General features: G+C 37.6%; 21 protein-coding genes and 1 riboswitch. Of the genes, 12 read left to right on the top strand and 9 right to left on the bottom strand.

Going from position 1 to position 25,190, the window contains the following annotated elements:
• Positions 1–16 precede the first annotated feature (16 nt).
• Complete coding sequence (locus EA772_RS06005; protein ID WP_124911833.1) at positions 17–1,660, top strand: Ig-like domain-containing protein; 1,644 nt, start codon at positions 17–19, stop codon at positions 1,658–1,660.
• Here the strand turns inward: EA772_RS06005 and EA772_RS06000 are convergent, their stop codons facing one another.
• Together EA772_RS06000 and nadB are read right to left on the bottom strand one after the other, a co-directional pair.
• Entirely contained in the window at positions 1,661–2,176 is a 516-nt protein-coding gene (locus EA772_RS06000) for a gamma carbonic anhydrase family protein (RefSeq protein WP_124911831.1), read from the bottom strand.
• 59 nt (positions 2,177–2,235) lie between these two features.
• A complete protein-coding gene (nadB, locus tag EA772_RS05995) occupies positions 2,236–3,822 on the bottom strand; it encodes an L-aspartate oxidase (RefSeq protein ID WP_010599352.1) in 1,587 nt (528 codons plus the stop codon).
• Positions 3,823–4,229: 407 nt separating this feature from the next.
• Between nadB and nadA the strand changes: the two genes are divergently transcribed.
• The 4 genes from nadA (at position 4,230) to thiL (ending at position 9,217) form a co-directional block, all read left to right on the top strand.
• Positions 4,230–5,270: a quinolinate synthase NadA gene (gene nadA / locus EA772_RS05990; RefSeq protein WP_256370019.1), complete on the top strand. Its 1,041-nt coding sequence runs from the start codon at positions 4,230–4,232 to the stop codon at positions 5,268–5,270.
• A gap of 14 nt (positions 5,271–5,284) precedes the next feature.
• Positions 5,285–6,799, top strand: coding sequence for a S41 family peptidase (locus tag EA772_RS05985; RefSeq protein WP_124911827.1), 1,515 nt, complete (start codon positions 5,285–5,287; stop codon positions 6,797–6,799).
• Positions 6,800–6,810: 11 nt separating this feature from the next.
• Entirely contained in the window at positions 6,811–8,046 is a 1,236-nt protein-coding gene (locus EA772_RS05980; protein ID WP_124911825.1) for a dicarboxylate/amino acid:cation symporter, read from the top strand.
• Between the two features lie 130 nt (positions 8,047–8,176).
• Positions 8,177–9,217 (top strand): thiamine-phosphate kinase, encoded by a 1,041-nt coding sequence (gene thiL, locus EA772_RS05975; RefSeq protein WP_124911823.1) that lies wholly within the window; start codon positions 8,177–8,179, stop codon positions 9,215–9,217.
• 145 nt (positions 9,218–9,362) lie between these two features.
• Here the strand turns inward: thiL and rmuC are convergent, their stop codons facing one another.
• Positions 9,363–10,733 (bottom strand): DNA recombination protein RmuC, encoded by a 1,371-nt coding sequence (gene rmuC, locus EA772_RS05970; protein ID WP_124911821.1) that lies wholly within the window; start codon positions 10,731–10,733, stop codon positions 9,363–9,365.
• Between the two features lie 197 nt (positions 10,734–10,930).
• Between rmuC and purU the strand changes: the two genes are divergently transcribed.
• The gene (gene purU / locus EA772_RS05965) at positions 10,931–11,770 is read left to right on the top strand and encodes a formyltetrahydrofolate deformylase (RefSeq protein ID WP_124911819.1); all 840 of its coding nucleotides are present in this window, start codon (positions 10,931–10,933) and stop codon (positions 11,768–11,770) included.
• A gap of 17 nt (positions 11,771–11,787) precedes the next feature.
• Complete coding sequence (locus EA772_RS05960; protein ID WP_124911818.1) at positions 11,788–12,630, top strand: hypothetical protein; 843 nt, start codon at positions 11,788–11,790, stop codon at positions 12,628–12,630.
• On the opposite strand, the gene EA772_RS05955 is transcribed toward EA772_RS05960, so the two are convergent.
• Positions 12,627–13,763 (bottom strand): FAD-binding oxidoreductase, encoded by a 1,137-nt coding sequence (locus EA772_RS05955; RefSeq protein ID WP_124911816.1) that lies wholly within the window; start codon positions 13,761–13,763, stop codon positions 12,627–12,629. The two genes, EA772_RS05960 and EA772_RS05955, sit on opposite strands and share 4 nt — an antisense overlap.
• 85 nt (positions 13,764–13,848) lie before the next feature.
• Here EA772_RS05955 and EA772_RS05950 point away from each other — a divergent pair, with 85 nt between their 5' ends.
• Complete coding sequence (locus tag EA772_RS05950) at positions 13,849–14,544, top strand: zinc metallopeptidase (protein WP_010599360.1); 696 nt, start codon at positions 13,849–13,851, stop codon at positions 14,542–14,544.
• A 210-nt stretch (positions 14,545–14,754) separates the two neighbouring features.
• On the opposite strand, the gene apaG is transcribed toward EA772_RS05950, so the two are convergent.
• Together apaG and dusB are read right to left on the bottom strand one after the other, a co-directional pair.
• Positions 14,755–15,141, bottom strand: coding sequence for a Co2+/Mg2+ efflux protein ApaG (apaG, locus tag EA772_RS05945; protein ID WP_029204051.1), 387 nt, complete (start codon positions 15,139–15,141; stop codon positions 14,755–14,757).
• 34 nt (positions 15,142–15,175) lie between these two features.
• The gene (gene dusB, locus EA772_RS05940; protein ID WP_010599362.1) at positions 15,176–16,183 is read right to left on the bottom strand and encodes a tRNA dihydrouridine synthase DusB; all 1,008 of its coding nucleotides are present in this window, start codon (positions 16,181–16,183) and stop codon (positions 15,176–15,178) included.
• 44 nt (positions 16,184–16,227) lie between these two features.
• On the opposite strand from dusB, the gene EA772_RS05935 reads away from it, so the two are divergent.
• Genes EA772_RS05935 through EA772_RS05925 form a run of 3 tightly spaced genes read left to right on the top strand, consistent with a single transcriptional unit; the run spans position 16,228 to position 18,196 of the window.
• Positions 16,228–17,154, top strand: coding sequence for a CPBP family intramembrane glutamic endopeptidase (locus tag EA772_RS05935; RefSeq protein ID WP_124911814.1), 927 nt, complete (start codon positions 16,228–16,230; stop codon positions 17,152–17,154).
• Positions 17,135–17,341 carry a putative signal transducing protein gene (locus EA772_RS05930; RefSeq protein ID WP_010599364.1) on the top strand — a complete coding sequence of 69 codons (207 nt, stop codon included), beginning with the start codon at positions 17,135–17,137 and terminating at the stop codon, positions 17,339–17,341. Before EA772_RS05935 ends, EA772_RS05930 begins: the two co-directional genes overlap by 20 nt.
• Positions 17,342–17,386: 45 nt before the next feature.
• Positions 17,387–18,196, top strand: coding sequence for a phosphatidate cytidylyltransferase (locus tag EA772_RS05925; RefSeq protein WP_116168767.1), 810 nt, complete (start codon positions 17,387–17,389; stop codon positions 18,194–18,196).
• 122 nt (positions 18,197–18,318) lie between these two features.
• Here EA772_RS05925 and EA772_RS05920 read toward each other — a convergent pair whose 3' ends face one another.
• The 3 genes from EA772_RS05920 to metE all read right to left on the bottom strand — a co-directional run bounded on the left by EA772_RS05920 (position 18,319) and on the right by metE (position 21,860).
• On the bottom strand, positions 18,319–18,981 hold the full coding sequence (locus EA772_RS05920) for a class I SAM-dependent methyltransferase (protein WP_124911812.1): 663 nt from the start codon (positions 18,979–18,981) through the stop codon (positions 18,319–18,321).
• A 62-nt stretch (positions 18,982–19,043) separates the two neighbouring features.
• On the bottom strand, positions 19,044–19,430 hold the full coding sequence (locus tag EA772_RS05915; RefSeq protein ID WP_010599367.1) for an acyl-CoA thioesterase: 387 nt from the start codon (positions 19,428–19,430) through the stop codon (positions 19,044–19,046).
• Positions 19,431–19,526: 96 nt separating this feature from the next.
• On the bottom strand, positions 19,527–21,860 hold the full coding sequence (metE, locus tag EA772_RS05910) for a 5-methyltetrahydropteroyltriglutamate--homocysteine S-methyltransferase (protein ID WP_124911810.1): 2,334 nt from the start codon (positions 21,858–21,860) through the stop codon (positions 19,527–19,529).
• 191 nt (positions 21,861–22,051) lie between these two features.
• Positions 22,052–22,249: riboswitch (cobalamin riboswitch) on the bottom strand.
• Between the two features lie 206 nt (positions 22,250–22,455).
• On the opposite strand from metE, the gene EA772_RS05905 reads away from it, so the two are divergent.
• Positions 22,456–25,146: a M14 metallopeptidase family protein gene (locus tag EA772_RS05905; RefSeq protein WP_124911808.1), complete on the top strand. Its 2,691-nt coding sequence runs from the start codon at positions 22,456–22,458 to the stop codon at positions 25,144–25,146.
• Positions 25,147–25,190: the final 44 nt, after the last annotated feature.

The raw sequence follows: 25,190 nt of genomic DNA, 5'->3' as shown, positions 1-25,190 counted from the left end.
TCAGAACGCTTAAAATATGCCAAATTTAAAAGCTCATTATTTCGACCTTAAAAATTTATTGGTTGTCGTTACTTCACTCCTATTTTCTGGCTGTGCAAGTATGCAAACGCCACAAGGTGGACCGAAGGATACTACTCCACCAAAAATTTTGAGCATGACGCCAAAAAATCAAACACGTAATTTTAATGCAAAAAAGATCACGATAGAATTTGACGAATATTTTAAACTTGTAGATGAATCCAAAGAGTTTAGTATTTCTCCGGAACAAGAGCGAGCACCTATTTTAAAAGTGAGGTCCAAACGCCTGGAAATTGAACTTCAGGATTCACTGGAGAAAAATACAACCTATACCCTAAATTTTGGTAAGGCTGTTGCAGACATCAATGAAAGCAATGTCGTTAAAAATCTTTCATACGTCTTTTCAACCGGTAACGAAATTGATTCTTTATCCATAAGTGGAAATGTTAAAAGCTCCCTTAATGATGAAGCGGAAAAAGACGTTACGGTACTTATTTTTCCTATTGAACGTGACACACTTTTTGGAAAGAAACGACCATCAATTTATACCTTAACAGATAGCTCCGGAAATTATAAGTTAAATAATCTTCGTGCAGGCTCGTACAAAATTTATGCAATTAAAGAAAGTAGTGGTGGAGGTGATAAAATCTATCAGCAGGTATCAGATGAGGTTGGTTTTCTAAAGGATCCTATTAAAGTAGATAAGAATCTTGAAAATATCAATCTGCAAGTTTTTAAGGAAGTTGCTTCAGATTTTAGGGTTCTTGATCGTAAATTGGCTAATGATGGTATCATTACTATAATATCCAATCAACAACTTAAAAATCCGAAAATTACAGTAACTGATCCTCCAAAATTTGATGTAGGCAAGTATGTACATTTCAGCAAGACGAATGATACGGCGAAAGTGTGGCTTACAGACTTTGGATTTGACTCTGTTAAGGTATCGATCCAGTCGGACGGAAAGATTTTACAAACCCTTAATTTTAACCGAGGTAGAAAGGACACTTATGTACGCGATGTTACCATCACAGATAATGCAGGAAGCGGAAAGTTAAATCCTTTTCAAACCTATACATTAACCTTCCCCTTTCCAATCACTTCAGCAGATGCGACTAAAATCACACTATTAGAAGATTCAGTAAAGAGAACGACATTCCAGCTGGTAAAAGATAGCACTGATTTTTTAAGGTATTACCTACGATATCCCTGGAAGCAGAAAAGAACATACGACATCAAGTTTGCCGCGGGAACTTTTACAGCAATATTTAATGCCAAAAACAAAGAAATAAACAAAACTTTTAAACTTGAAACTACTGACAGTTACACCACACTGGTGTATAATGTGAGTGTACCAGATTCCAATAAAAATTACATTGTTCAATTTCTATCCGAGAAAAAAGATATCATAAAATCGTTCCCGATTAAAGGAAATACGAAATTACGTTTTGCAAACTATCCTGCCGGAAAATATATGATCCGTGTAATTTATGACGAGAATAGAAACGAAATTTGGGATACCGGAAATGTTAAACTGGGTACGCAACCAGAAAAAGTGTGGTACCTGAAGGCATTACTAGATCTTAAACCAAACTGGGAACGGGAAGATCCATTAGCGATACCTCCACCTCCCAACGAATAATTATGGGTTGGTGAACCACCCTGAATACATGATATAATTATCCGGTAACTTATTTAATAAAGCCCTTTGCTCATCGGTAATGGGCTTTATCTTTTTTGCAGGAGTTCCAGCATAAAGAAATCCTGTTTCGCATATTGTATTTTCCAACACTACTGCACCCGCTGCGATGATACAGTATTCCTCTACAACTGCATGATCCATTACAATAGCACCCATACCAATTAAAACGTTATCCTGGACAGTACAACCATGTACAATAGCATTATGTCCAACTGAAACTCGATTACCAATATGTGTTGATGCTTTTAAATAGGTAGCATGAATTACGGCACCATCTTGTATATTAGATTCATTTCCAATCGTAATCGCGTTTACATCGCCTCTAATTACCGCATTAAACCAAACGGAGCAATTGTTACCTAATACCACATCGCCTACAATAGTAGCATTTTCTGCAATAAAATTATCTGTACCTATTTGAGGAACTTTATCTTGAACTGGAAGTATTAAAGGCATATTATAATTATTTTTTGTTGTCCTATTAAGATTGATTAACTATTCTAAAAACTAACAAACTAAAATACAGTATCAATCAATTCTTTTGCATGATCAGGGTAATCAGTAGTGAAATGCAATCCTCTGCTTTCCTTACGTTGCATAGCTGATTTAATGACTAAATAGGCGGTTTGAATCACGTTACGTAACTCACAAAGTTTAACAGAAACCTTATTATTTTTATAAAATTCTTCCGTTTCCTGATAAATTAAAAACAATCTTCTGTGTGCTCTTTCCAACCTGAAATCAGAACGAACAATTCCAACATAATCACCCATAACTTTTTGCAACTCACGCAGATTATGTGTTACCAGAACATCTTCATTACTTTGTGTTACACCTTTAGCGTTCCATTCAGGAATATTATCAGGAATTACGTTGTTCTTAAAGTTTTCAATTGCATCCTGATAAATGCGATGAGCGAACACGGTAGCTTCTAATAAAGAGTTGGACGCCAAACGATTGGCACCATGTAGGCCTGTTGAAGAAACCTCACCGCATGCATATAAATTTTTAATCGATGATCGACCATATTCATCAACCATAATACCTCCACACATGTAATGAGAAGCCGGCGTAACCGGTATATAATCTTTAGTCATATCTATGCCGATAGATAAACATTTCGCATATATATTAGGAAAATGTTTCAAAATATCGGCTTTCTTACGCATGGTGATGTCCAGATAAACAAAATCATCACCAGATTTTTTCATCTCGTTATCTACAGCTCTGGCTACAATGTCACGAGGTGCTAACGACTTACGCTCATCGTATTCATGCATAAATTCCTCGCCATTTTTACGACGAAGAACACCGCCAAAACCTCTAACTGCCTCTGAAATTAAGAACGAGGGATACTCTCCAGGATGGTATAAAGCGGTTGGATGGAACTGAATAAACTCCATATTTCTAACTTTTCCCTTAGCACGATAAACCATTGCCATTCCATCTCCTGTTGCAATTACAGGGTTTGTTGTAGCAGAATACACATGTCCGGCACCGCCAGAAGCCATAACTGTAACGTTTGCCACAATCTTTTCCACATCGTTAAGCTCTGTGTTAAAGGCATATATCCCATAACAGTTGATATCTTCAGTGCGTTTATCCACAAACTCACCCAGGTGATGTTGTGTAATTAACTCAAGTGCAAAGTAGTGTGTTAATATCTCTATGTTCGGATTCTCGTGAATTTCTTTTAATAATACACGCTCAATCTCATAACCCGTGATGTCTTTATAATGCAAAACACGGTGTTCAGAATGGCCACCCTCTTTTGCTAAATCGTAAAATCCAGAGTTGTCTTTATCGAAATTTATACCGTAGTCAATGATCTCCTGGATTCGCTGAGGTCCCTCTTTTACAACGATTTCCACAATTTTTTCATCGCATAATCCGTCACCGGCAATGAGCGTATCCTGAATATGTTTCTCAAAAGAATCATCCTTATCCACCACAACGGCAACACCGCCTTGTGCATATTTTGTATTCGATTCATCTTCATTTGACTTCGTTACGATTAAAACCTTACCAAATTTGGCAGCCTTCAATGCAAAACTCAAACCCGCTATACCTGAACCTATTACCAGAAAATCTACTTTTCTCATCTAAAAAACATTTACTTTATCAACGCTGTTGATAACTATAGAACAACTGTTAGCTTTATGTAGAAATAAGACTAACAAATAAATTTGAATGTTTAAAGCTACTCTAAAAAGACAATTTGCCACAATCTTTTACCCAATTTTTAAGCACATTTGTACAAGTAATTAACTTTTCACACACTTATAAACAATTAACATTCCAATATTGATAAAATTTAAGTCACTTTTCGATAGTGCTGAAAATCAATCTTATCATATTACAAAAATGTAATCCAAATGTTAGTAAACGATTAACAACTTAGATTAAAGAACTTTTTTTCGAAACTTGCCAACAATACTAACACACTAATAAACAAACAAGATTTATTTATTTAAAATAACTTATTAATTATTGAGACGTGGAAAGCTTTATCTTTGGCCAACGTCAAAATTCAAAAAAGGAAAATTTAAAAATGAACATAGATGTATTAGAAGAAATCAATAAAAAAGGTTTCGTAGATGAGGAGATAGATCCCACATTGGATCTGTTTGATGAAATTGAAAAATTAAAAAAAGAAAAAAATGCGATCATATTGGCGCATTATTATCAAGAACCTGATATTCAAGATATTGCAGACTATATTGGTGACAGTTTAGGTTTATCTCAAGAGGCTGCAAAAACTGATGCTGAAGTAATTGTATTTGCAGGTGTGCATTTTATGGCTGAAACGGCAAAGATTTTATCGCCTTCAAAAAAGGTTTTATTACCAGATGTAAAGGCAGGTTGTTCCTTAGCTGATAGTTGTCCGCCTCATTTGTTCAAAAAGTTTAAAGAAAAATATCCAGATCATTTGGTAATCACTTATGTGAATTGCACAGCCGAATTGAAGGCTTTAAGTGATATCGTTTGTACCTCAACAAATGCCGTACAAATTGTAGAGAGCTTACCAAAGGACCAGAAAATAATTTTCGGTCCGGATAGAAACCTGGGTGCCTGGGTGGCAAAAAAAACAGGTAGAGATTTGGTGCTGTGGAATGGTGCCTGTATGGTTCATGAGATTTTTTCGAAAGAGAAAATTACCAAATTGAAAGAACGCCATCCTAATGCGAAGTTTATTGCTCACCCTGAATGTGAAGAAGCTGTACTTCAAATGGCCGATTATATTGGTTCTACAACTGGTTTATTAAAATATTCTATCTCGAATCCTGCTACAGAATTTATTGTAGCCACTGAAAGTGGAATTATTCACCAAATGGAGAAAGCCTGTCCGGATAAAACTTTTATTCCTGCGCCACCAAACAACAGTTGCGCTTGTAACGATTGTCCGTACATGAAGCGAAATACTTTAGAAAAACTATATTTATGTCTTAAAAATGGATTGCCTGAAGTAACTGTTCCTGAGCATATTATAGAGCAGGCTCGTAAACCAATTCAAAGAATGCTTGATATTTCAGCAGAACTAGGACTGTAAACAACAAAATTAACGTGCTTAAAAAAATATTTTTTCTCTCCATTATTACTTTTTGTTTTGCCTGTAAGTCAGTCGATAAAATAAGTAAGTATAATGCTTCAATCACAACAGATAAACATGCTGTTGCTGATTTAAAAAAGGATGTTGACTTTACTTATACGCTGCTTAAAGATGGTCATCCAGGTTTGTATTGGTATATCTCTAAACAAAAATTAGATTACAAGTTCGACAGTTTAAAAAATTCGATTGTTGAGCCTTTAACCAGTGCAGAATTTTATAAAAAATTAACGCCGGTTGTAGCTGCAATAAAATGTGGGCATACGTCTGTAAAGTTTCCCGCTATTCAATATAAGAAAGAGGAATTGAAGGATTTGAGTAAAAAAACATTTCCTATAAATCAATTCACCTATAGCGTTAACAACGGTAAACTTTATGTATTGGAGAGCAAAAGCGAGAATAAATCTATCAGGCCAGGTACTGAAATTGTAGCAATAGAAGGCATTGACACACAATCAATCTTGAATGATTTCTATAAATTAATCAGTTCTGACGGGTATAATACAACCCATAATAGCAGATCTCTGGAAAGAAATTTTGCTCAATATTTTAAAATTTATTATCAAATAAAAGATAGCGTAAACTTTCAGTTCAGAACTGCAAAAGACAGTATAGGAGAAACTTATATTACTACATTAAAGAAGAGTAAAGCAGATACCTCAAAAAATCAGATTAAGTCTAAGCAAGCAAGATATCCAAAATATGTAGGCCAATATAAAGATGGAAAAGCACAAATGGATTTTAGGTTTTTGGATGAAAAACGTAACTATGGTTATCTTAAAATTCAAAGTTTCTCCATTGTTGGTGCTGATTATAGTCGTTTTTATAAACAAGTATTTGATAGTATTGCAAAAGTAGGCACTGATCATTTAGTTATCGATTTACGTGGCAATGGTGGAGGATCACTGGAACATAGCAGAAATCTTTTTTCCTATTTAACAGATAAAGATTTTATTTATTTACAAAAATCGTTAACCAATGGTCAATACGATTACCGTAAATATGGGAATAAATGGCAGAGGTTTATGTATTTCATCAACGGACACGATGATAGAGATTATGTAAGGCAGGATAAAAACGGCGATCTTTATTCGTTTATGAAAGGAATTTATCCGCTTTCGGCAAACCCTAAAAATTTTAAAGGTAAACTTTATGTTTTAATTGATGGATATACCTTTTCTGCAGCTTCTTTACTAAGTGCAAATTTAAAAGGAATTAATAGGGCAACCTTTATTGGAGAAGAGACAGGTGGTGGTTTTAACCAATGTGTAGCCGGTAATCTACCTGTGGTAAAGCTTAAAAATTCAAAATTGGCCATACGATTTGGCTTATACAAAATGTCGCCTAATGCTAAAAGTGATGTTGTGGGTAGAGGAATTTTTCCTGATGTGGAAATCACGTCATCTTTAAACGATAAAATCACGGGTTGCGATAGAGAAATTGACTGGATTTTGAATAATGGAAATGGCTAAAATTTAAGACAATGAAAAACAGCATTCTTAAAAATTATTCGGGTTTACTTTGGCTATTAGCAGGTATTACGGCAGGTAGCATTGTAGGTTTAATTTTTGGAAAGCGTGTGGAAAGTATTAAGCCTCTAGGCGATATTTTTCTAAATTTATTGTTTACAGCAGTAATTCCATTGGTATTCTTTGCAGTTTCTTCTGCTATTGCAAATATCGATCGAACGAAAAAATTAGGAAGACTATTGACAATAATGGTTTTGGTTTTTCTTTCTACTGTATTAATTTCTGCGGTGTTAACCCTGGTTGCTACCTGGCTTTTCCCTATTCACCAGGCGCTTGGCAATAATCCTATCCCTACAGAAACTGAAAAAATTCAATCGTTCGGAGAACAAATGACGCAACTTTTAACAGTTGGCGAATTCTTTGAAATTGGGAGCAGAAAAAATATGCTTGCGCTAATTATTTTCTCTGTGCTGGTCGGATTTTCTACTTTATATTCCAATAAAGAAGGAGAGGGATTTAAGAATTTTTTGGTTTCGGGTAATGAAGTGATGAAAAAGCTCATCATCTTAATTATGAAACTTGGTCCGATTGGTTTAGGTGCTTATTTCGCTTACCAGGTTGGTGTTTTTGGCCCGCAATTATTTGGAACTTATGCCAAAGCATTAGGCTTATATTACGGAGTTGGAGCCTTCTACTTCATTGTATTTTTTACCTTATATGCCTTTATAGCAGGTGGCTTTAAAGCCATCAAAGTATTCTGGAAAAATAATATTGTTCCATCTTTAACATCCATAGGAACGTGTAGTAGCATTGCTACTATTCCTGCAAATTTAGAGGGAACATTGAAAATGGGCGTTCCGGCCTATATTACCAACGTAACCATTCCATTAGGATCAACATTACATAAAGATGGTTCAAGTATCAGTTCAATTATTAAGATAGCGGTTGTATTTGCTATTTTTGGAAAAGATTTGGTGCATGTTGATACGATTATTCTGGCTTTAGGGATAACCGTTTTAGTGAGCATTGTGGAAGGTGGAATACCGAATGGAGGATATATCGGAGAATTATTAATGATATCTGCATACCAGTTACCACCAGAAGCATTACCACCAGCTATGATTATTGGTACCTTGGTTGACCCAATGGCGACGCTTTTAAATGCTACTGGCGATAATGTTTCTGCGATGTTGATTGCCCGTTTTACTGAAGGTAAAAATTGGATGGAAAGTAAGATTTTGTCATCCTGATGACATAGGAATCTGCGAAAAATGAATAGCTATTGCTTTTTAAAGGGCAGATTCTTTGGTCCTCAGAATGAGAAGATAAATTAAAAAAAAATCGGGGCTTCGCCCCTTTATTACAAAAAGAAATAAGCATATGTTTGAAAATAAAGAGCGTACAAATATCAACGAATTAGGTGAATTTGGATTAATCAAACACCTGACATCTAATTTTAAAATCAGGAATGATTACTCGGTAAAAGGTGTTGGTGACGATGCAGCGGTTTTGGATGCAAAAGGCAAACAAACCCTCATTTCAACTGATTTACTTTTAGAAGGTATCCATTTTGATTTGGCGTATGTACCTCTAATGCATTTAGGTTATAAGGCGGTTCAGGTGAATCTGAGTGATATTTATGCCATGAATGGAAAAGCGAGCCAGATTACGGTTTCATTGGGTTTATCCAGCAAATTTCCGTTAGAAGCTGTTGAAGAGATTTATAAAGGAATTGAGTTGGCATGTAATAAATTCAATATCGATTTAATTGGCGGCGATACATCATCCAGCAAACAAGGTTTAGTAATTAGCATCACCAGTATTGGTTACGCTGATGCTGATAAAGTAACTTACAGGAATGGTGCGCAAGAACATGATTTACTGTGCGTATCCGGCGATTTAGGAGGTGCCTATGTTGGTCTACAGATTCTGGAAAGAGAAAAGTTGATCTATCTTGAAAATCCACAAATCCAGCCAGATTTAGAAGGTAAAGATTACATCATCGAAAGGCAACTGAAGCCTGAAGCACGCATGGACATTGTGGCACTGCTCGAAGAAATGGACATCAAACCTACTTCAATGATTGATGTTTCTGATGGTTTAGCTTCTGAAATTTTGCATTTGGCCGAACAATCTGATAAAGGAATTACCATTTATGAAGAGAAGATTCCTTTAGATCCGATGACTTATGAAACCGCCCGTGAATTAGGAATAGATCCAACGGTTTGTGCCTTAAGTGGTGGCGAGGATTATGAATTATTGTTTACCATCAGCCAGGATGATTACAAGAAGCTAAAGCATGATGTGGATATTACCGTCATTGGCCATGTAACAGATAAAAATTCCGGCTGTAAAATGGTTTCCAAATCTAATAATGTTCATGAATTGAAAGCACAAGGATGGAACGCTTTTAATAAGTAGATATAAGTGTATGCGTCATTGCGGGGCAAGAAGCAATCTTAATGCTTGGGTATTATAATCCATCGTTGTAGGATTGTTTCGTGCCTCGAAATGAGGAAATTTCTCCCTTCGCTATCGATGGGTTTCCTAACCAACCGATAATAATCTATTCTCCATCCAAATATTTCATATCGATTTGCTTGGTAGCTTTGGCACCTAACCTTTTAATTTTCTCTGAAGTATTGGTCAGATTGCCCGAACCAACAGACAATTTATTTAGGGCTTTATCATAAGCATCCTGACCGTTTTTAATGTGTTTACCGATGTTTTCCATATCGGCCACAAAACCCACAAACTTATCGTACATCGCACCGCTTAAACGGGCAATTTCCATAACGTTCCTATTTTGCCTTTCCTGTTTCCACATGCTGGCAATGGTGCGTAAGGTAGCCAACAAAGTCGATGGACTCACAATCACTACCCGCCTATCCCATGCAAAATTAAATAGCTCTGCATCTTTCTGCACCGCAATACTAAAAGAAGACTCGATTGGAACGAACAACAAAACAAAGTCTGGAGAATTGATTTTATATAAATCCTGGTAATTTTTTGAAGACAGTTCCTGAATATGGTTTTTAATAGAAGCCAGATGCGCTTTTACGTAGCCCTCACGCTCTTCTTCTGTTTCTGCTGATACAGAACGTTCATAGGCAACCAAACTCACCTTAGCATCAACCACAAGATGTTTATCATCTGGTAAATCGATGACTACATCCGGCTGGTATCGTCCGCCTTCGGCGGATGTATGCGAAGCCTGAATGCGATACTCCTGATCTTTAACCAGACCAGAACGTTCTAAAACCTTTTCTAAAATCACTTCGCCCCAATTTCCCTGACGTTTATTGTCGCCTTTCAACGCTTTGGTTAAGTTATTAGCATCTTCCTGAATCATTTTACTTTGGATCTGTAATTCAGAGATTACCCCTTTCAATATGTTGCGCTCATCAGATTCTGCCTTGTAAACCTTTTCTACCTTATCTTCAAAAGCTTTGATGTTTTCTTTTAAAGGATTCAAAATAATATCGAGGTTGGTTCTATTCTGTTCGATAAATTTCGATGATTTTTCTTCGAGTATTTTATTGGCAATCAGTTCGAAATCTTTATTAAGTTTCTCTTGAGATTGTTCATAGCTTAGTTTTTGTTCCGCGAGTTTTTCCTTTTCGGCCAGGTAAAAAGACCGCGTACTTTCCAACTCGCGGTTAGCATCAGCCAAACGATCGCGTTCAGCCTGCAACTCCTCAATTAAACGTTGCTGTTCTTGTTTTAATAGGATGGTGATATGATCTTTTTCTGTACCGAGATTGGAAACGCGTTCATCAGCTTTGGCTAAAGCTATTTTCAACGCATCGTTATCTGCTTTAATTCTTTCAAATTCATCAATAGAAATAATATTTACGGCAGTCTGCGGTTTTTTGAAGAATAAGAGAACTAAAACCAGTAGTATGATAACGAGAAGCCCAATTGCGGCAATTTCCATAATGATAAAAATTTTAGTAAAAATCGAAATTTAAAACAGCTTTACCAAAATATTTTGCTATGATTAATTTTATCATGACAACAGCTGTTTATAATTTCTGAATTTTAGAAGTAAAAATGGCTCATCAGTTAATAAATATTATACGCTGATAAAATTCTGTCGATGAATTTCTTATCATTGGGTATAAATTATGATTAATGAACGAATTAACCATCCTCATTTCCTGTCCGGATCAAGTCGGCCTTGTTACTAACATCACCAGCGTATTAGCGGCTCATCAACTGAATATCATAGCCATGCGAGAATTTGTTGATGAAGCAAACAAAGCATTTTTTACCCGCATAGCCTGTACCGGTAATTTAGAGAATAAAATCCGTCTGGAGCAGAAACTTTTAGAATCGTTACCACCCGAAGCGGAGGTCAAAGTAATTGGTCAGCAAGAAAAACAAATTGCGGTTTTGGTTACTAAAGAATACCATTGCCTGGCAGAGATTTTAATCAAAAACCAATTTAAAACGCTTGGTGCAAATGTTAAATGCGTAATTGGCAACTATGAATCGCTTCGCGATTTTACTGAAAAACTGGGCATTCCTTATTTTTACGTCGATCATAACGGCAAGGATAAAACTCAATTTGAAAAAGAAATTAAAGCAATATTGAATCAGTTTGATTTAAATTACCTGGTGCTGGCCAAATTTATGCGCATTCTATCGGCAGAATTTGTTAAAGATTATGAAGGAAAGGTAATTAATATCCATCATTCATTCTTGCCTGCATTTATTGGTGCAAATCCTTACCGCCAGGCATTTGAAAGAGGCGTGAAAATCATCGGCGCAACGGCCCATTTTGTTACAGATCATTTAGATGAAGGGCCTATTATTACCCAGCATACCACACACATTGATCATAATTTTGGCGTGAAAGAAATGGTTAGAGCAGGAAAAGAAATTGAAAAAAAGGTGCTTTTAGAAGCATTGGAGTTAATTTTTGAAGATCGGGTTTTTGTTAGTGGAAATAAAACTGTTATCTTTAAGTAACACACAAATTTCCTTTTATGAAACTGCTATTTTGCCTTCTTGTGCTCTGCTCAATTGGAGTAAAGGCCCAAACTGACCTAAAATTTGATAAACTTCTAATCGATTGTGAAGATAAATGGGTTGCGGTAAAGGCTGAAGATTCAATACATTACTACTTTGGTTTTATTTACCTTGATAATTCTGCGGGCTTGACATTTAACCTGGAGGGTACTTTTCGAATTGATAGTCTATCCAGGTACATAGCTAGAAAGAATAAGAATATGAAGTTAAGGTTGGCGCCTAATAAAGTTGTGGTAGCAGAAATTCCCGCTAGCCGGCTAGCGGAATTAAAAGTCCTGGCCAAACCAGACTGGCTTAGCCGATTCCGGACAGATGATCAAAATGCGGATCGCTTATTTAGGTGGGGCAGCACTTACAATAGGTGGGGCGATGCTAAAAAAGCGCTAAAGTTTTTGAAACAAGCTCGAAGCAAAGACCGAAACTATCCGGGCTTAGATCGGGAGTTCTTCTGGGCCTATAATGGCCAAAAACAAGAAGTATTGGCCAATTTATATTTAGGAGAAGCATTGGCTGATGTTTCTGAGGGAAGACAAACCAATTGTGAATTGTATAAGTCGCTTGTGTTTAAGCAAACCAATTCAAACCAGTTAAAACAAGCAGAAGAAATGTATTATTATGCCATCAAAGAATGCATTGATGAAACTGCAAAAGCAGATATGGCTTTTAATATTGCCTTTCAGTATTATAAACTAATGAACAAGGAAAAACTGAAACAATGGGAGAATGAGGTTACCCGCTGGATCGTACCAAATGAAAGTTATTCGGAGAAAGTTAAAAAGATGAGCACTGCACTTAATTAAAGGCCGGATTTAATAACGAGTTCTGCAACATCTTCGCCACTTTGCGAACCTATTGCTATCCCCATGCCATTGCACCTGGTAGCGCAGAAAATATCATGCTCCACTTCAGCAATTAATGGTTCTAGTGTATTGCCAAAGGCCATAATTCCGCTCCATCTCAAATCGATCTCGAATTTTTGGTTTGGCAAAATCACGGTTTTAAGTAAATTTTCTAAAGCCGACTGAACAGATGCAGTCTGGCCGAATTCGGTAGTTTTTTCTACCTCAAAATCGATATTTCTTCCTCCACCTAATAAAATTCGGTTATTGATGTTTCTAAAATAATAGTAACCCTTATCGTAATGGAAAGTACCTGCGGCTTTTAGGTTCTTAATAGGTTTTGTGATGATAACCTGCCCTCTTCCTGGTTCGATAGTAATCGATGGAATTAATTTTTTGATGTAAGCATTCGTTGCTAAAATTAACTTTTTGCAAGTGAACTGACCTTGATTGGTGGATACAGTAATTTGGTTTGACCGGTTTATATGGTTTACGGAGCAGTTGTTTAGAATAGTAGTCCCTATCGATTGCGCATATCGAATTAAGGCAAACATCATCTTTCCGGTATCAATCTGTGCTTCGTATTGGTTGGAGATCATGTGGTTAATCCTTCCAAAACCAAACAAATTAATTTTATCATCACTTAAAGAAAAGGCATCTTCCCCTACAATATTTTTAATCAGATAATTGAAATGTTCAATTTTCGATACACAACGATTAAGCAGATCAACATCCTCATCCTTAAATAATTCATATCCTCCTAAAGGCTGATAATCTATAGTCTTATCGCCTAGCAATTTCCTGAGTTTGAGTAGGCCTCTCCAGCGCCTTTCAATGATGCGATATAGGCCATCTGGATTGGTGTTTTTTTCCTGTTCGATCAGTTCAGAAACGCTGCCGAAGCATGCAAAACCTGCATTTTTAGTGCTGGCGCCTGAAGGTAAAAATCCACTTTCCAAAATGGCAACATTCAAATTTGGAAAAGACTTTCTTAGGTGAATAGCAGCACTTAGACCAACAATGCCGCTGCCCACCACGATAACATCATAATTGAAAAAACTGCTTTTCTCCCAATAAGAAATATTATTATCCATGCTATAAATGTAAGATAAAATGAACACCAAATATTATGGGAACGCTTTTTGATATAAGTCAAATTGAAAAACATACAGAAAAGAAATGGGAGTTTATTTAGTCATAATCATCCCGGTATTATTGCTGAGCATGTTTGTGCAGTGGCGTTTTAGAAACAAGTTTTCTAGATATGCAGAAATGCAACTCAGCTCAGGTTTATCGGGCAAAGAGGTAGCAGAAAGAATGCTACATGATAACGGAATATACGATGTGAAAGTGATGAGCACCGAAGGACAATTAACCGATCACTACAATCCATCAGATAGAACCGTAAATTTAAGTACCGACGTGTATTACAGTCGTAGTGTAGCCGCTGCCGCAGTTGCCGCACATGAATGTGGGCATGCCGTACAACACGCGAAATCTTATTCGTGGCTCAACCTACGTAGTACGATGGTACCTGTAGTAAGCATATCATCAAACCTGTTGCAATGGGTATTGCTGTTAGGGGTAATGTTATTGGTTTTCTCTGTAACGCCAATCGTTTTGGCTATCGGTGTTGTCGGATTAGCTTTGGTTACCATATTTAGCATCATTACCTTACCAGTTGAGTTTGATGCGAGTAACAGAGCACTGGCTTGGTTAAAGAACAATCCAGGTGTGATGCAAACGCAAGAGGAAAATTCTCAAGCAAAAGATGCCTTATGGTGGGCTGCGATGACTTATGTAGTTGCTGCTGTTGGTGCCTTGGCAAATCTACTTTATTATGCTTCGATGCTTTTTGGAAGAGGCAGAGATTAAATTAAGATATTATCTATGAAAAACAAAAGCGGTTTAGGAAATTCCTAGCCGCTTTTTTGTTGAACTATCTTTAATTTTCTGCTTAGATCAAAATGAGGATTCGAAGTTTTATTAATTCTTTTTCAAGATCGATTTTAAACGATAGAAATCATTTTAGATCTACGTGTCTTATCTGAGGCAATCAGTAAGAAATTATAAATGAAGAAGGAATTAATTTAATTTATACGGCGCCACCAACTGAAACTCCGGAATATCTACATCAAACTCCGATTCATCCATTAAACGTTTCATTAAATACATTCCTCTCATGCTACCCATATCTGTTTTTAGGTTACATCCTGAAACGTAAACATGTGTTTCTCCTGGCTGAATAATAGGTTGAAGACCAACAACGCCCTCTCCCTCTACTTCTCTCCGACTACTGTTAGAATCGAAAATAAACCATTGGCGACGCATCAGCTGAACAGCATAGTCAGATAAATTTGAAATTTCTACACGATAAGCAAACATAAAATGTTCATTAACCGGATTGGAGTATTCTGGTTGGTAAACAGTTTCTACCGAAACTTTAACACCGTCTGTAATTGCTGTAACCATGGTTGTAACGAATGTAAAAAAATCAATTCAAAAATCACGCCAGTACTTTTGTGGCGTCATAGTTGGCAAACTTCTCTGCCACTTCTTCTAAAATACTGTAAATGTTATTGATATCTGGTTCTGCAACCAGGCGCATGCGATATGGTTTAAAATCAGGCAAACCCTTAAAATAGTTAGCATAATGCCTTCTCATTTCAAAAATTCCGGTTTTTGGACCTTTCCATTCCAATGACTTATCCAAATGGGTACGGCAAACGTCAATTCGTTCTTCAATGGTTGGTCCAGGTAAATGTTCGCCGGTTTTGAAGAAGTGTTTTACTTCACGAAAAATCCAGGGGTAACCAATGGCGGCTCTGCCAATCATGATTCCATCAACCTCATATTCCATGCGCCAGTTCGCCGCCTTTTCCGGACTATCAACATCACCGTTTCCGAAAATTGGAATTTTAATACGGGGATTGCGTTTGATTTCGCGAATCAAACTCCAGTCGGCCTCCCCTTTGTATAATTGTGCTCTTGTTCTGCCGTGGATGGTAAGCGCCTGAATGCCAACATCCTGCAAACGCTCGGCAACTTCATAAACGTTTTTGCTATCATCATCCCAACCTAAACGGGTTTTTACCGTAACAGGTAAATGCGAAGCTTTAACCACAGCTTCAGTCATTTTAACCATTTTATCAATGTCGCGAAGTAAGCTGGAACCGGCACCCTTACAAACCACATTTTTAACCGGACAGCCATAATTAATATCCACTAAATCTGGCCCTGCAGCTGATGCAATTTCAGAAGCTTCACGCATGTGCTCGATATCGCCACCAAAAATCTGGATGCCAATTGGCCTTTCATATTCAAAAATATCTAGTTTCTGCAAGCTTTTTGCCGCATCACGAATCAAGCCCTCCGATGAAATAAATTCCGTATACATCAAATCTGCCCCGTTTTGTTTACATACATAACGGAAAGGCGGATCACTTACATCCTCCATTGGTGCAAGCAATAATGGGAACTCGCCTAAATCTATATTTCCTATCTTTACAGACATTCTCTATCTTCAACAATTAATAAAAACATACAAAGGTACAAATAATGAATTTTGTAACACCTAACAAGGAGGAAATCAATCCTTTCTTACAATTACTTTTACTTTTATTTTACGCAGTAGCGGGAGCTTTTGTATTTGGTTTATTGGCAGTTGTAATCGTTTTAATGATTTATGGCCTAGGCATGGTGAGTAATCTCGACCTGCTCATGTCTGGAGATCCAAAATATATTGATGGTTTAAAAATTATTCAAATATTCAGTTCAATAGGCACTTTTATACTACCGCCTTTAGCACTGGCGTGGACAGAACGCAGGAAAGTAAATGTATTTTATAGTTTTCGTAAACCTCAGTTTCTGCTGGTTTCTTTGGTTGTCATCATTATGATTGCAAGCATGCCATTTATGGAATGGACGGTGCTGATAAATCAGAAAATGGTTCTTCCGGATTTTTTAAAAGGTGTTGAACAATGGATGAAGGAAAAAGAGGAAGCTGCAATGAAGCTTACTATAGCGCTGATTACTGTTCGGAGTAACCTTGATTTCGTGGTCAACCTGGTGATGATTGCTCTTCTGCCTGCTATTGGCGAAGAACTCATGTTTCGCGGAGGTGTTCAACGTTCGCTAACCAAAGCATTTAACAGTCCGCATTTAGCAATATGGTTAACGGCCATTATTTTCAGCGCCATTCATGTTCAGTTTTATGGCTTTATTCCCCGCATGCTTTTGGGCGCTGGTTTTGGTTATTTGTATTTTTATAGCGGAAGCCTTTGGTACGCCATGATTGCACACTTTATTAACAACGCTTACGCAGTTTGTGCAGCCTTTTACATGCAAAAACATAACATGCCATTAGATAAAGCAGATGAACCAATTGGTTTTCCCTGGTATGGCTATTTAATTAGTGCAATAATTACCATAGCTTTGTTTAAATTTTTTAAAGATAACGCAGAACGTGAGCGAAAACTGGATTAAAGTATATACCACAAGCAACACCTTCGCTGCTGAGGTATTAAAGCAGGGATTAACGGAAGCGGGGATTCCTGCCGTGACGATTAATAAGCAACTATCGGCTTACAATATTGGTGAGATAAATGTTTTAGTGAACAAGTCAGATTTCGATAAAGCCATAGAATACATCGTTGAAAACGAAATTGAGTAAGGAGCATCGTTACCTTAAACCCTACACCTTTTACTTCAAACCTTAATGAAAACCAGAGCAATAACCGCTTTCTTTTTTACCATCGTGATGTTGGGTTCCATCTTTTTGGGGAGCTACACCTTTACCATATTTTACCTTATTTTAAGCGTATTATCGCTATTCGAATTTTATAAACTAATTAAAAACTCTGGCATTCGCCCGCATAGAAACATCGGTTTGGCAGCGGGAGCGTTAATATTTTTTATGGCAGCGGGTTTACATTATTTGCAATACGATGTTAAATACCTCTTGCTTTGTATTCCCTTAATCTTTTCGGTTTTTATCACTGAGTTATATAAAAAGAATAAAATTCCCTTTGCCAATATTTCATACACATTTGTTGGCTTTGTGTATGTAACCATTCCGTTTTGCTTTTTCCATGCACTGGGATTTTTAAAAAACTGGCATGAGTATAACTTTCACTTTCCACTGGCATTTTTATTAATGCTTTGGGCAAATGATACAGGCGCTTATCTCTTCGGAGTAAAATATGGTAAACGCAAACTTTTCGAACGTCATTCGCCGAAGAAGAGTTGGGAAGGTTTTTTTGGTGGCGTATTCACTGCCGTTTTAGTATCTTTCGGGTTATCATTTTTATTTACAGAAAACCAGGCGTGGGTTTGGGCAGGAATGGCGGTTTTAATTGCTTGCTTCGGTACCTTAGGCGATTTAGTAGAATCGATGTTAAAACGCAGTTTGGATACCAAAGACAGCGGAGGTTTACTTCCCGGACATGGTGGCCTGCTCGATCGTTTTGATGGATTATTGTTAGCCGCACCAGTAGTTTACGCCTATTTGTATTTGATTTTGTATTAATTCTTGGAAATTAATGGTTGATGCTCGTGGCGGCCATTAGTCCCGCTTTTCGCTATATCCCAAATAGAAAAAATTTGGGGATGCCGCTGCAATCGGGTTTAATAACTTAGGTAGGTTGCCTATCAACAGGCAATCACTACATAATAATCTCTTTCAACCATCAATCCTGCATTACTTTTTATCTGTTCCGTTTTCTTTTCGAATGTACCGTTACTAAAGCCAGCGTTCTTTAATAAATCAATCACGGCTTCTATCTCATAAAGAGTGAAGCCATATTTTGTGAAAGGTAGATTTTCCATGAAGGTTTTATCAGCGAAGCACAACACAAACTTACCACCTGGTTTTAATACCCTAACAATTTCACTAATGTAGTGATGAGGACGATCCCAAAAGTAAATGGTATTCACTGTAAAGATCTTTTCAAACTGATTATCGGCAAAAGGCAAATCTATGCCATTGGTCAAGTGAAAATTTACGATTTCACTGGTTAAAAAGTCTTGATTCAATCTTTTCGCTTCAGCGATAATGGTCTCCGAAATATCTGCACCAGAATACTTCAAATTTTCAGCCTTACTCAACAAATCTGCAATATGCCCGCCATTGCCATGTCCAATTTCAAGAATGTTATCTCCATCGCGGAGATTCAAAGCCTCAATAGCGGAATTAGTCATTCCAATATTACTGGCATTCATGGTTTCGCCAGTTTTAATTCCATATTCGCCTTCCGGACGACTGAGTTGTTTTGCGATATTTTTAAAATCTTCTTCAGAATATTGACGCTGCATGAACCAAAACTAAGGAATAAACGATATTAATTTTTATAACTTTTTAACGAAACGTTACAACATTATTTTATCACCTGTACCGGTTTTTTGTTTTCATCAATGGCAACAAAAGTAAAATCACCGTGTACCGCTAACTCTCTTCCTTCGGCATACATCTGTTCGATATAAATCTCCACATTTACTTTTAAGCTCGTATTTCCAACGTGGTTTACCTTACCTATGAGCTCAACAATGGTTCCTGCGGGGATGGGCTTTTTAAAATCGATCCGGTCGCTACTCACCGTTACCATAATTTGACGACTAAAACGGGTGGCAGTGATAAAAGCAACTTCATCCATCAAATGCATAGCGGTACCGCCAAAAAGCGTATCATAATGATTGGTAGTATTTGGAAACACAGCTTTAAAAATGCTGGTTTTAGAGTATTCAATTCTTTCTTCTAGGGTCATGATTGGTTTTATAAATATTGCCACGGAAACAGGAATACAAAATGAAAATGATTACATCTTCTTTTCCATCATTTCCGCACTTCCGTGGCAAAAGTATTAATTTATCTCAGGCTCAGTAACTAAAACTTCTTCTGTTTTGCGCATTTCTTTCGCCGCTTCAACCATTTCGATTAAAGCTTTTTTGGTTTCGTCCCAGCCACGAGTTTTTAGTCCACAGTCTGGATTAACCCAAAGCTGATCTGACGGAATAACTGCTTTTGCTTTCGTTAACAGATGAACCATTTCTTCCCTTTTAGGTACACGGGGAGAGTGGATATCATAAACACCCGGACCAATTTCATTAGGATATTGGAAGTTGGCAAAGGCATCCAGCAGCTCCATTTGCGAACGCGAAGTCTCAATCGTAATCACATCGGCGTCCATATCAGCAATGTTCTGAATGATATCATTAAACTCTGAATAACACATATGGGTGTGGATTTGCGTTTCATCTTTCACGCTGCTGGCCGAGATTCTGAAGGCTTTTACTGCCCAGTTTAAATAATGCTGCCATTCCGTTTTGCGCAAAGGCAAACCTTCTCTTATGGCAGGCTCATCGATTTGAATGATTTTGATTCCTGCTTTTTCTAAATCTGAAACTTCATCACGGATGGCTAAAGCGATTTGTGTACAGGTTAACGAGCGAGGCTGATCGTTACGCACAAAAGACCATTGTAAAATGGTAACCGGGCCTGTTAACATGCCTTTCATATATTTTGAAGTTAGCGATTGCGCATAGGCAGTCCATTTTACAGTCATAGGGTGCGGGCGGGAAACATCTCCATAAATAATTGGAGGTTTCACACAACGTGATCCATAACTCTGCACCCAGCCATTTTTGGAGAAAGCAAAGCCATCCAATTGCTCACCGAAGTATTCAACCATATCGTTTCGCTCAAATTCACCATGAACCAATACGTCCAGGTCAATGTCTTCCTGCCACTTTACCGCTTTTGCGGTTTCTTCGGCAATTAAGGTATCATATTCCTCTTGTGAGTATGTGCCATTTTTAAATTTTGCCCGCCAGCTTCTCACTTCTGTGGTTTGCGGAAAAGATCCAATGGTCGTGGTTGCAAAGCGTGGCAAATTCAGCGATTGTTGCTTTACTTTTCTCAGATAAAATGGGCTCAACCTTTCTGCATCGCTATCTTTTAAGTTCGCAACACGTTCTTTAACAATGGAGTTATGAATTAATTTTGATGTTTTTCTGTTGCTTAAAGCTTTTTTATTCTCTTCAAGTTTTTGCGTGGTAGATGCAGGGCTTTCGTTCGTAATCAGCTTTTTTAATGTAACCACTTCAGCAACTTTCTGCCTGGCGTAGGCTAGCCATTGTTTAATTTCTGGAGATAAATGTTTATCATCGGTTTCATTTTCGAGATCAACCGGACAATGAATTAGAGAGCAGGAAGGTGCAATCCAAACGCGATCTTCTCCCAGTTTTTGTAGGGCATGGTTAATAAGTGATAGCGAATGGTCGTAATCATTTTTCCAGATATTCCGGCCATCAACTAAACCTAGCGATAGGACAGTTTTTTCATTTAATTTGCTCAAAACTCCCGCCAGTTGTCCCTCAGCACGAACCAAATCGATATGTAGCACATTCATGGGAAGCGATGCCACCAAATCCAAGTTGTTATCTAGCCCTTCAAAATAAGTTGCCAGAACAATTTTTAGCTTTGGAAATGCTTTTTTGATTTCTTTATAGGCATATTCGTAGGCTTTTTGCTCTTTTTCAGACAAACCTAAAGTCAAAAATGGCTCATCAAACTGCACATATTCCACGTCGAGTGAGACTAATCTTGTTAAAATATCCAGGTAAACCGGAAGAAGATTTTTAATCAGATCAATTTTTTCAAAACCTGCTTCTTTTTCTTTGCCTAATAAAAGATATGAAATTGGGCCGATTAGAACAGGTTTGGTGATGATGCCAAGTTGCTTGGCCTCATAAAACTCATCAATTATTTTAGTTGAAAATAACTTAAATGGCTGATCTTTGTAGAATTCCGGAACGATGTAGTGATAATTGGTATCGAACCATTTTGTCATTTCCATGGCTACTACATCCAGGCCATCTTTTTGGTAACCTCTGGCCATTGCGAAGTACAAATCGAGTTCGGAGTTTCCCTTTTTGAGGATAACCTCATTGTATCGCTTCGGAATTGCGCCAAAAGTTAATGAATGGTCTAAAACATGATCGTAAAATGAAAAATCATTAGAAGGAATAATATCAACTCCTGCTTGCTGTTGAAGTTTCCAATTTTCGTGGCGGATGTTTTTTCCTACCTGAAGTACATTTTTGTACCCCGTTTTACCTGCCCAATAGTTTTCGCAGATTTTCTTTAATTCGCGGTGGCTACCAATTCGCGGATAGCCTAGATTTTGCGTTAGCATCTCTTTTAAAGATTAAGTGAATAAATCGTTAAAAGCCCTCAAAGCAATATTTCAAATGTTTTCTCGGCAAAATTAAAAGGAAAAGTCAGGGCACAGAAAATCCAGTCTGAGCAAAAAGCTTAGAGAAATTTAATAAAACGTTAATTTTATTGTACCTATCAGACCTGACCAGTTTCTTTTTACGCGAAAGCACCGTCAATTCGATATTTGGCAGGTCTCCTGACTTACGCCCCGTTTTATCGCCTTCCCATACCCGAAAGTACAGTGGCATGAATGATAAAACAGTTGTTCGATGAACAGCGTTTACAGTTGCGCGACAGCTCGTGATTTGCACACGATTCCCTTTTAATTCCAACATTACATCGGAAACCTCTATCGGTTGATGAAAAATAAAGTTAAGAACTTACATCGAAACAAATGTATCGAATAACAAGGAGGAATTTTAATGGTTGGCAAATTTTATTCTGAATTTATCAACCTGAAGCTGCTAAACATTGCTAATATTTGGCGGCTTAAACACTGTAACAAATTTACATCAGCAATAATATAGATCGTTTTCTAATTATATTTGAATATCCAACAAACACCCTAAATTATGATTAAAAGACACTTTAGAAAGCTATCCTTAGCTTTTCTAATCGTAAGTAGCAGCGCCATTGCACAGGAAGTGCCAACGCCTAAATCTCATTTTGGTTTTGCAATCGGCGATGATTATCAATTGGCAACTTACACCCAAACGGAAGCTTATTTTAAAAAGCTTGCTGAAACTTCAAAACGTGTTAAGTTAGTAGACATAGGAAAAACTGAAGAGGGAAGAAGTCAATATATGCTGGTTGTTTCCTCTCCTGAAAATATTCAGAAGTTAACCCGGTATAAAGAAATTTCTCAGCAGTTGGCTCATGCAGAAATTACGCTTGAGCAGGCAAAGGCACTAGCCCAAGAGGGGAAAGCAGTGGTTTGGATAGATGGAGGCTTGCATGCGAATGAGACCGTTGGTGCACACCAATTGATTCAAACAGCTTATGAATTTGCATCTAAAACAGATCCGGAAACCATGAAAATACTGGATAATGTGATCATTTTGTTTACCCATGCCAATCCAGATGGACAAGAGTTGGTAAGCAACTGGTACATGAGGGAAAAAGATCCAAAAAAACGAGTGCTTTCTGGCTGGCCAAGGCTGTATGAAAAATACGCCGGACACGATAATAACCGTGATTTTTTCATGCTCAATTTAAAAGAGACTCAAAATATGGGGCGCCAGCTTTTTGTAGAATGGATTCCGCAGATTATGTACAACCATCACCAGGCTGGTCCAGCAGGGACGGTTGTGGCGGGGCCACCTTATCGCGATCCTTTTAACTATGTTTTTGATGCGACACTTTTAACCAGTTTAGATGCTGTAGGAGCAGCGATGCATACCCGGCTCAATGTGGAAAGCAAGCCTGGTTATACACAACGTGGAGGGTCGGTGTTTTCTACCTGGTATAATGGTGGTTTGAGAACGACAACTTATTTCCACAATATGATCGGTTTGTTAACTGAAATTGTGGGCAGTCCTACGCCATCAGAAATTCCGCTGGTGCCATCGCGATTGTTGCCAAATAGTGATTCACCGAACCCGGTTACCCCGAGAAAATGGTATTTTAAAAACTCTATTGATTATTCTGTTTCATTGAATTATGCGGTGTTAAATTACGCCCAACGCCATGCTGATGAGTTGCTTTTTAACATCTATCAAATGGGTAAAAATTCGATTGATAGAGGTAAAAAAGATACCTGGTCATTCTCACCAAAGAAAATAGAAGCCATTAACGCTGCGGCTAAAAAAGGCGGTTCTGGTTCAGCAGATGCTGGTGATTCGGAATTTGGATTAAGAAGAGCAATGAGCGTAAAGTATTTCGATACGGTAATGAATGCGCCTGAAAACAGAGATCCGCGGGGTTATATTTTGTCTGCTGATCAGGCAGATTTTAATTCGGCGATTAAATTTCTAAATGCGTTAATTAGAACTGGTATTGTCGTGCAAAAGGCAACGGCTCCATTTACCGTTGAAGGCAAAAATTATCCTGCAGGGAGTTATGTTGTTAAAACCGATCAGGCTTTCCGTCCACATGTTTTGGATATGTTTGAACCGCAAGATCACCCCAATGATTTTAAATACGAAGGTGGTGCACCTATTCCCCCTTACGATGCTGCAGGATGGACCCTAGCCTATTTAATGGATGTGAAGTTCGACCGGATTCAGAACGATTTCAATGGACCGTTTGAGCGCAATCCGTACGGAAAATTACTGGTTCTGGAAAATAAAGTAGCGGGATCGAGCTTCGTTTTAAGTGCAGCTCAGAATGACTCTTACACAGCGGTTAACGACTTATTAAAAAACAAAGTAGAAGTTTTCCGTTCAAATGAGAATGGCGATTTTTATGTATCATCTGCTGGAAAATCAATACTGGAGAAAGCCAATGTAAAATTAAAATCTGCTTCAGCACCAAAAGATAAAATGAAGATTACGGCTGCCAGAATAGCCTTATGGGATAACTACGGTGGTTCAATGGCTTCTGGTTGGATGCGTTTCATTATGGAGCAGTACCATTATAACGCAACAGTGATTTACCCTCAGGATATTGACGCTGGAAATTTGAAATCGAAATACGATGTAATCATTTTTGTTGGCGGAGCAATTCCTTCTGTTCAGGCTGGTGGTTTTGGTTCGAGAAACTTTGGTCCGAAGGCGGAGGAAATCCCCGAGGAATTTAGAAATCGTTTAGGCAGAATTACTGCAGAAAAATCTATCCCTGAGTTGAAAAAGTTTTTAGAAGCCGGCGGAAATGTGGTGACTATTGGAAGTAGTACCAGTTTAGCCTATCATTTAAATCTTCCTGTTCGCAATGCAGTTGTTGAGATTGTGAATGGCGAAGAAAAAAGGCTTCCGGCAGAGAAATATTATGTTCCGGGAAGTGTATTAAACGTTGCTGTTGACACGAAGCAACCAGCCGTATGGGGAATGGAAAAAGAGGCAGATGTTTATTTTGACAACAGTCCGGTATTTAGGTTAACCGGCGATGCAATCTCCGCAAGGAAAATTAAACCTCTAATGTGGTTTGCATCTGGAAAACCTTTACGCAGCGGCTGGGCATGGGGACAGATGTATCTGCAAGATGGTGTAACCGCTTTTGAAGCTCAGGTAGGTAAGGGAAAATTACTGGCTTTCGGTCCGGAGATTGCTTTCAGGGCGCAAACACATGGTACATTTAAATTGATTTTCAATCAGTTATATAAATAAATTTAGAAAAACTAACTCTGGGGCGCTATCCATTTAGATAGCGC

It is taken from the genome of Pedobacter sp. G11, assembly GCF_003860265.1.
Lineage (GTDB): Bacteria > Bacteroidota > Bacteroidia > Sphingobacteriales > Sphingobacteriaceae > Pedobacter > Pedobacter agri.
Note: the sequence above shows the minus strand (reverse complement) of the source record. Positions and strands in the feature narration are given on the sequence as shown.

What these genes read in the sequence shown, in the direction of transcription:
- metE (WP_124911810.1), bottom strand. Translation starts at nt 21,860, where the DNA reads ATGCTAACGCAAAATCTAGGCTATCCGCGAATTGGTAGCCACCGCGAA.
- EA772_RS05960 (WP_124911818.1), top strand. Translation starts at nt 11,788, where the DNA reads ATGAAACTGCTATTTTGCCTTCTTGTGCTCTGCTCAATTGGAGTAAAG.
- nadB (WP_010599352.1), bottom strand. Translation starts at nt 3,822, where the DNA reads ATGAGAAAAGTAGATTTTCTGGTAATAGGTTCAGGTATAGCGGGTTTG.
- EA772_RS05935 (WP_124911814.1), top strand. Translation starts at nt 16,228, where the DNA reads ATGAATTTTGTAACACCTAACAAGGAGGAAATCAATCCTTTCTTACAA.
- EA772_RS05955 (WP_124911816.1), bottom strand. Translation starts at nt 13,763, where the DNA reads ATGGATAATAATATTTCTTATTGGGAGAAAAGCAGTTTTTTCAATTAT.
- EA772_RS06000 (WP_124911831.1), bottom strand. Translation starts at nt 2,176, where the DNA reads ATGCCTTTAATACTTCCAGTTCAAGATAAAGTTCCTCAAATAGGTACA.
- EA772_RS05915 (WP_010599367.1), bottom strand. Translation starts at nt 19,430, where the DNA reads ATGACCCTAGAAGAAAGAATTGAATACTCTAAAACCAGCATTTTTAAA.
- EA772_RS05920 (WP_124911812.1), bottom strand. Translation starts at nt 18,981, where the DNA reads ATGCAGCGTCAATATTCTGAAGAAGATTTTAAAAATATCGCAAAACAA.
- dusB (WP_010599362.1), bottom strand. Translation starts at nt 16,183, where the DNA reads ATGTCTGTAAAGATAGGAAATATAGATTTAGGCGAGTTCCCATTATTG.
- rmuC (WP_124911821.1), bottom strand. Translation starts at nt 10,733, where the DNA reads ATGGAAATTGCCGCAATTGGGCTTCTCGTTATCATACTACTGGTTTTA.
- EA772_RS05950 (WP_010599360.1), top strand. Translation starts at nt 13,849, where the DNA reads ATGGGAGTTTATTTAGTCATAATCATCCCGGTATTATTGCTGAGCATG.
- EA772_RS06005 (WP_124911833.1), top strand. Translation starts at nt 17, where the DNA reads ATGCCAAATTTAAAAGCTCATTATTTCGACCTTAAAAATTTATTGGTT.
- EA772_RS05980 (WP_124911825.1), top strand. Translation starts at nt 6,811, where the DNA reads ATGAAAAACAGCATTCTTAAAAATTATTCGGGTTTACTTTGGCTATTA.
- thiL (WP_124911823.1), top strand. Translation starts at nt 8,177, where the DNA reads ATGTTTGAAAATAAAGAGCGTACAAATATCAACGAATTAGGTGAATTT.
- EA772_RS05925 (WP_116168767.1), top strand. Translation starts at nt 17,387, where the DNA reads ATGAAAACCAGAGCAATAACCGCTTTCTTTTTTACCATCGTGATGTTG.
- apaG (WP_029204051.1), bottom strand. Translation starts at nt 15,141, where the DNA reads ATGGTTACAGCAATTACAGACGGTGTTAAAGTTTCGGTAGAAACTGTT.
- EA772_RS05905 (WP_124911808.1), top strand. Translation starts at nt 22,456, where the DNA reads ATGATTAAAAGACACTTTAGAAAGCTATCCTTAGCTTTTCTAATCGTA.
- purU (WP_124911819.1), top strand. Translation starts at nt 10,931, where the DNA reads ATGAACGAATTAACCATCCTCATTTCCTGTCCGGATCAAGTCGGCCTT.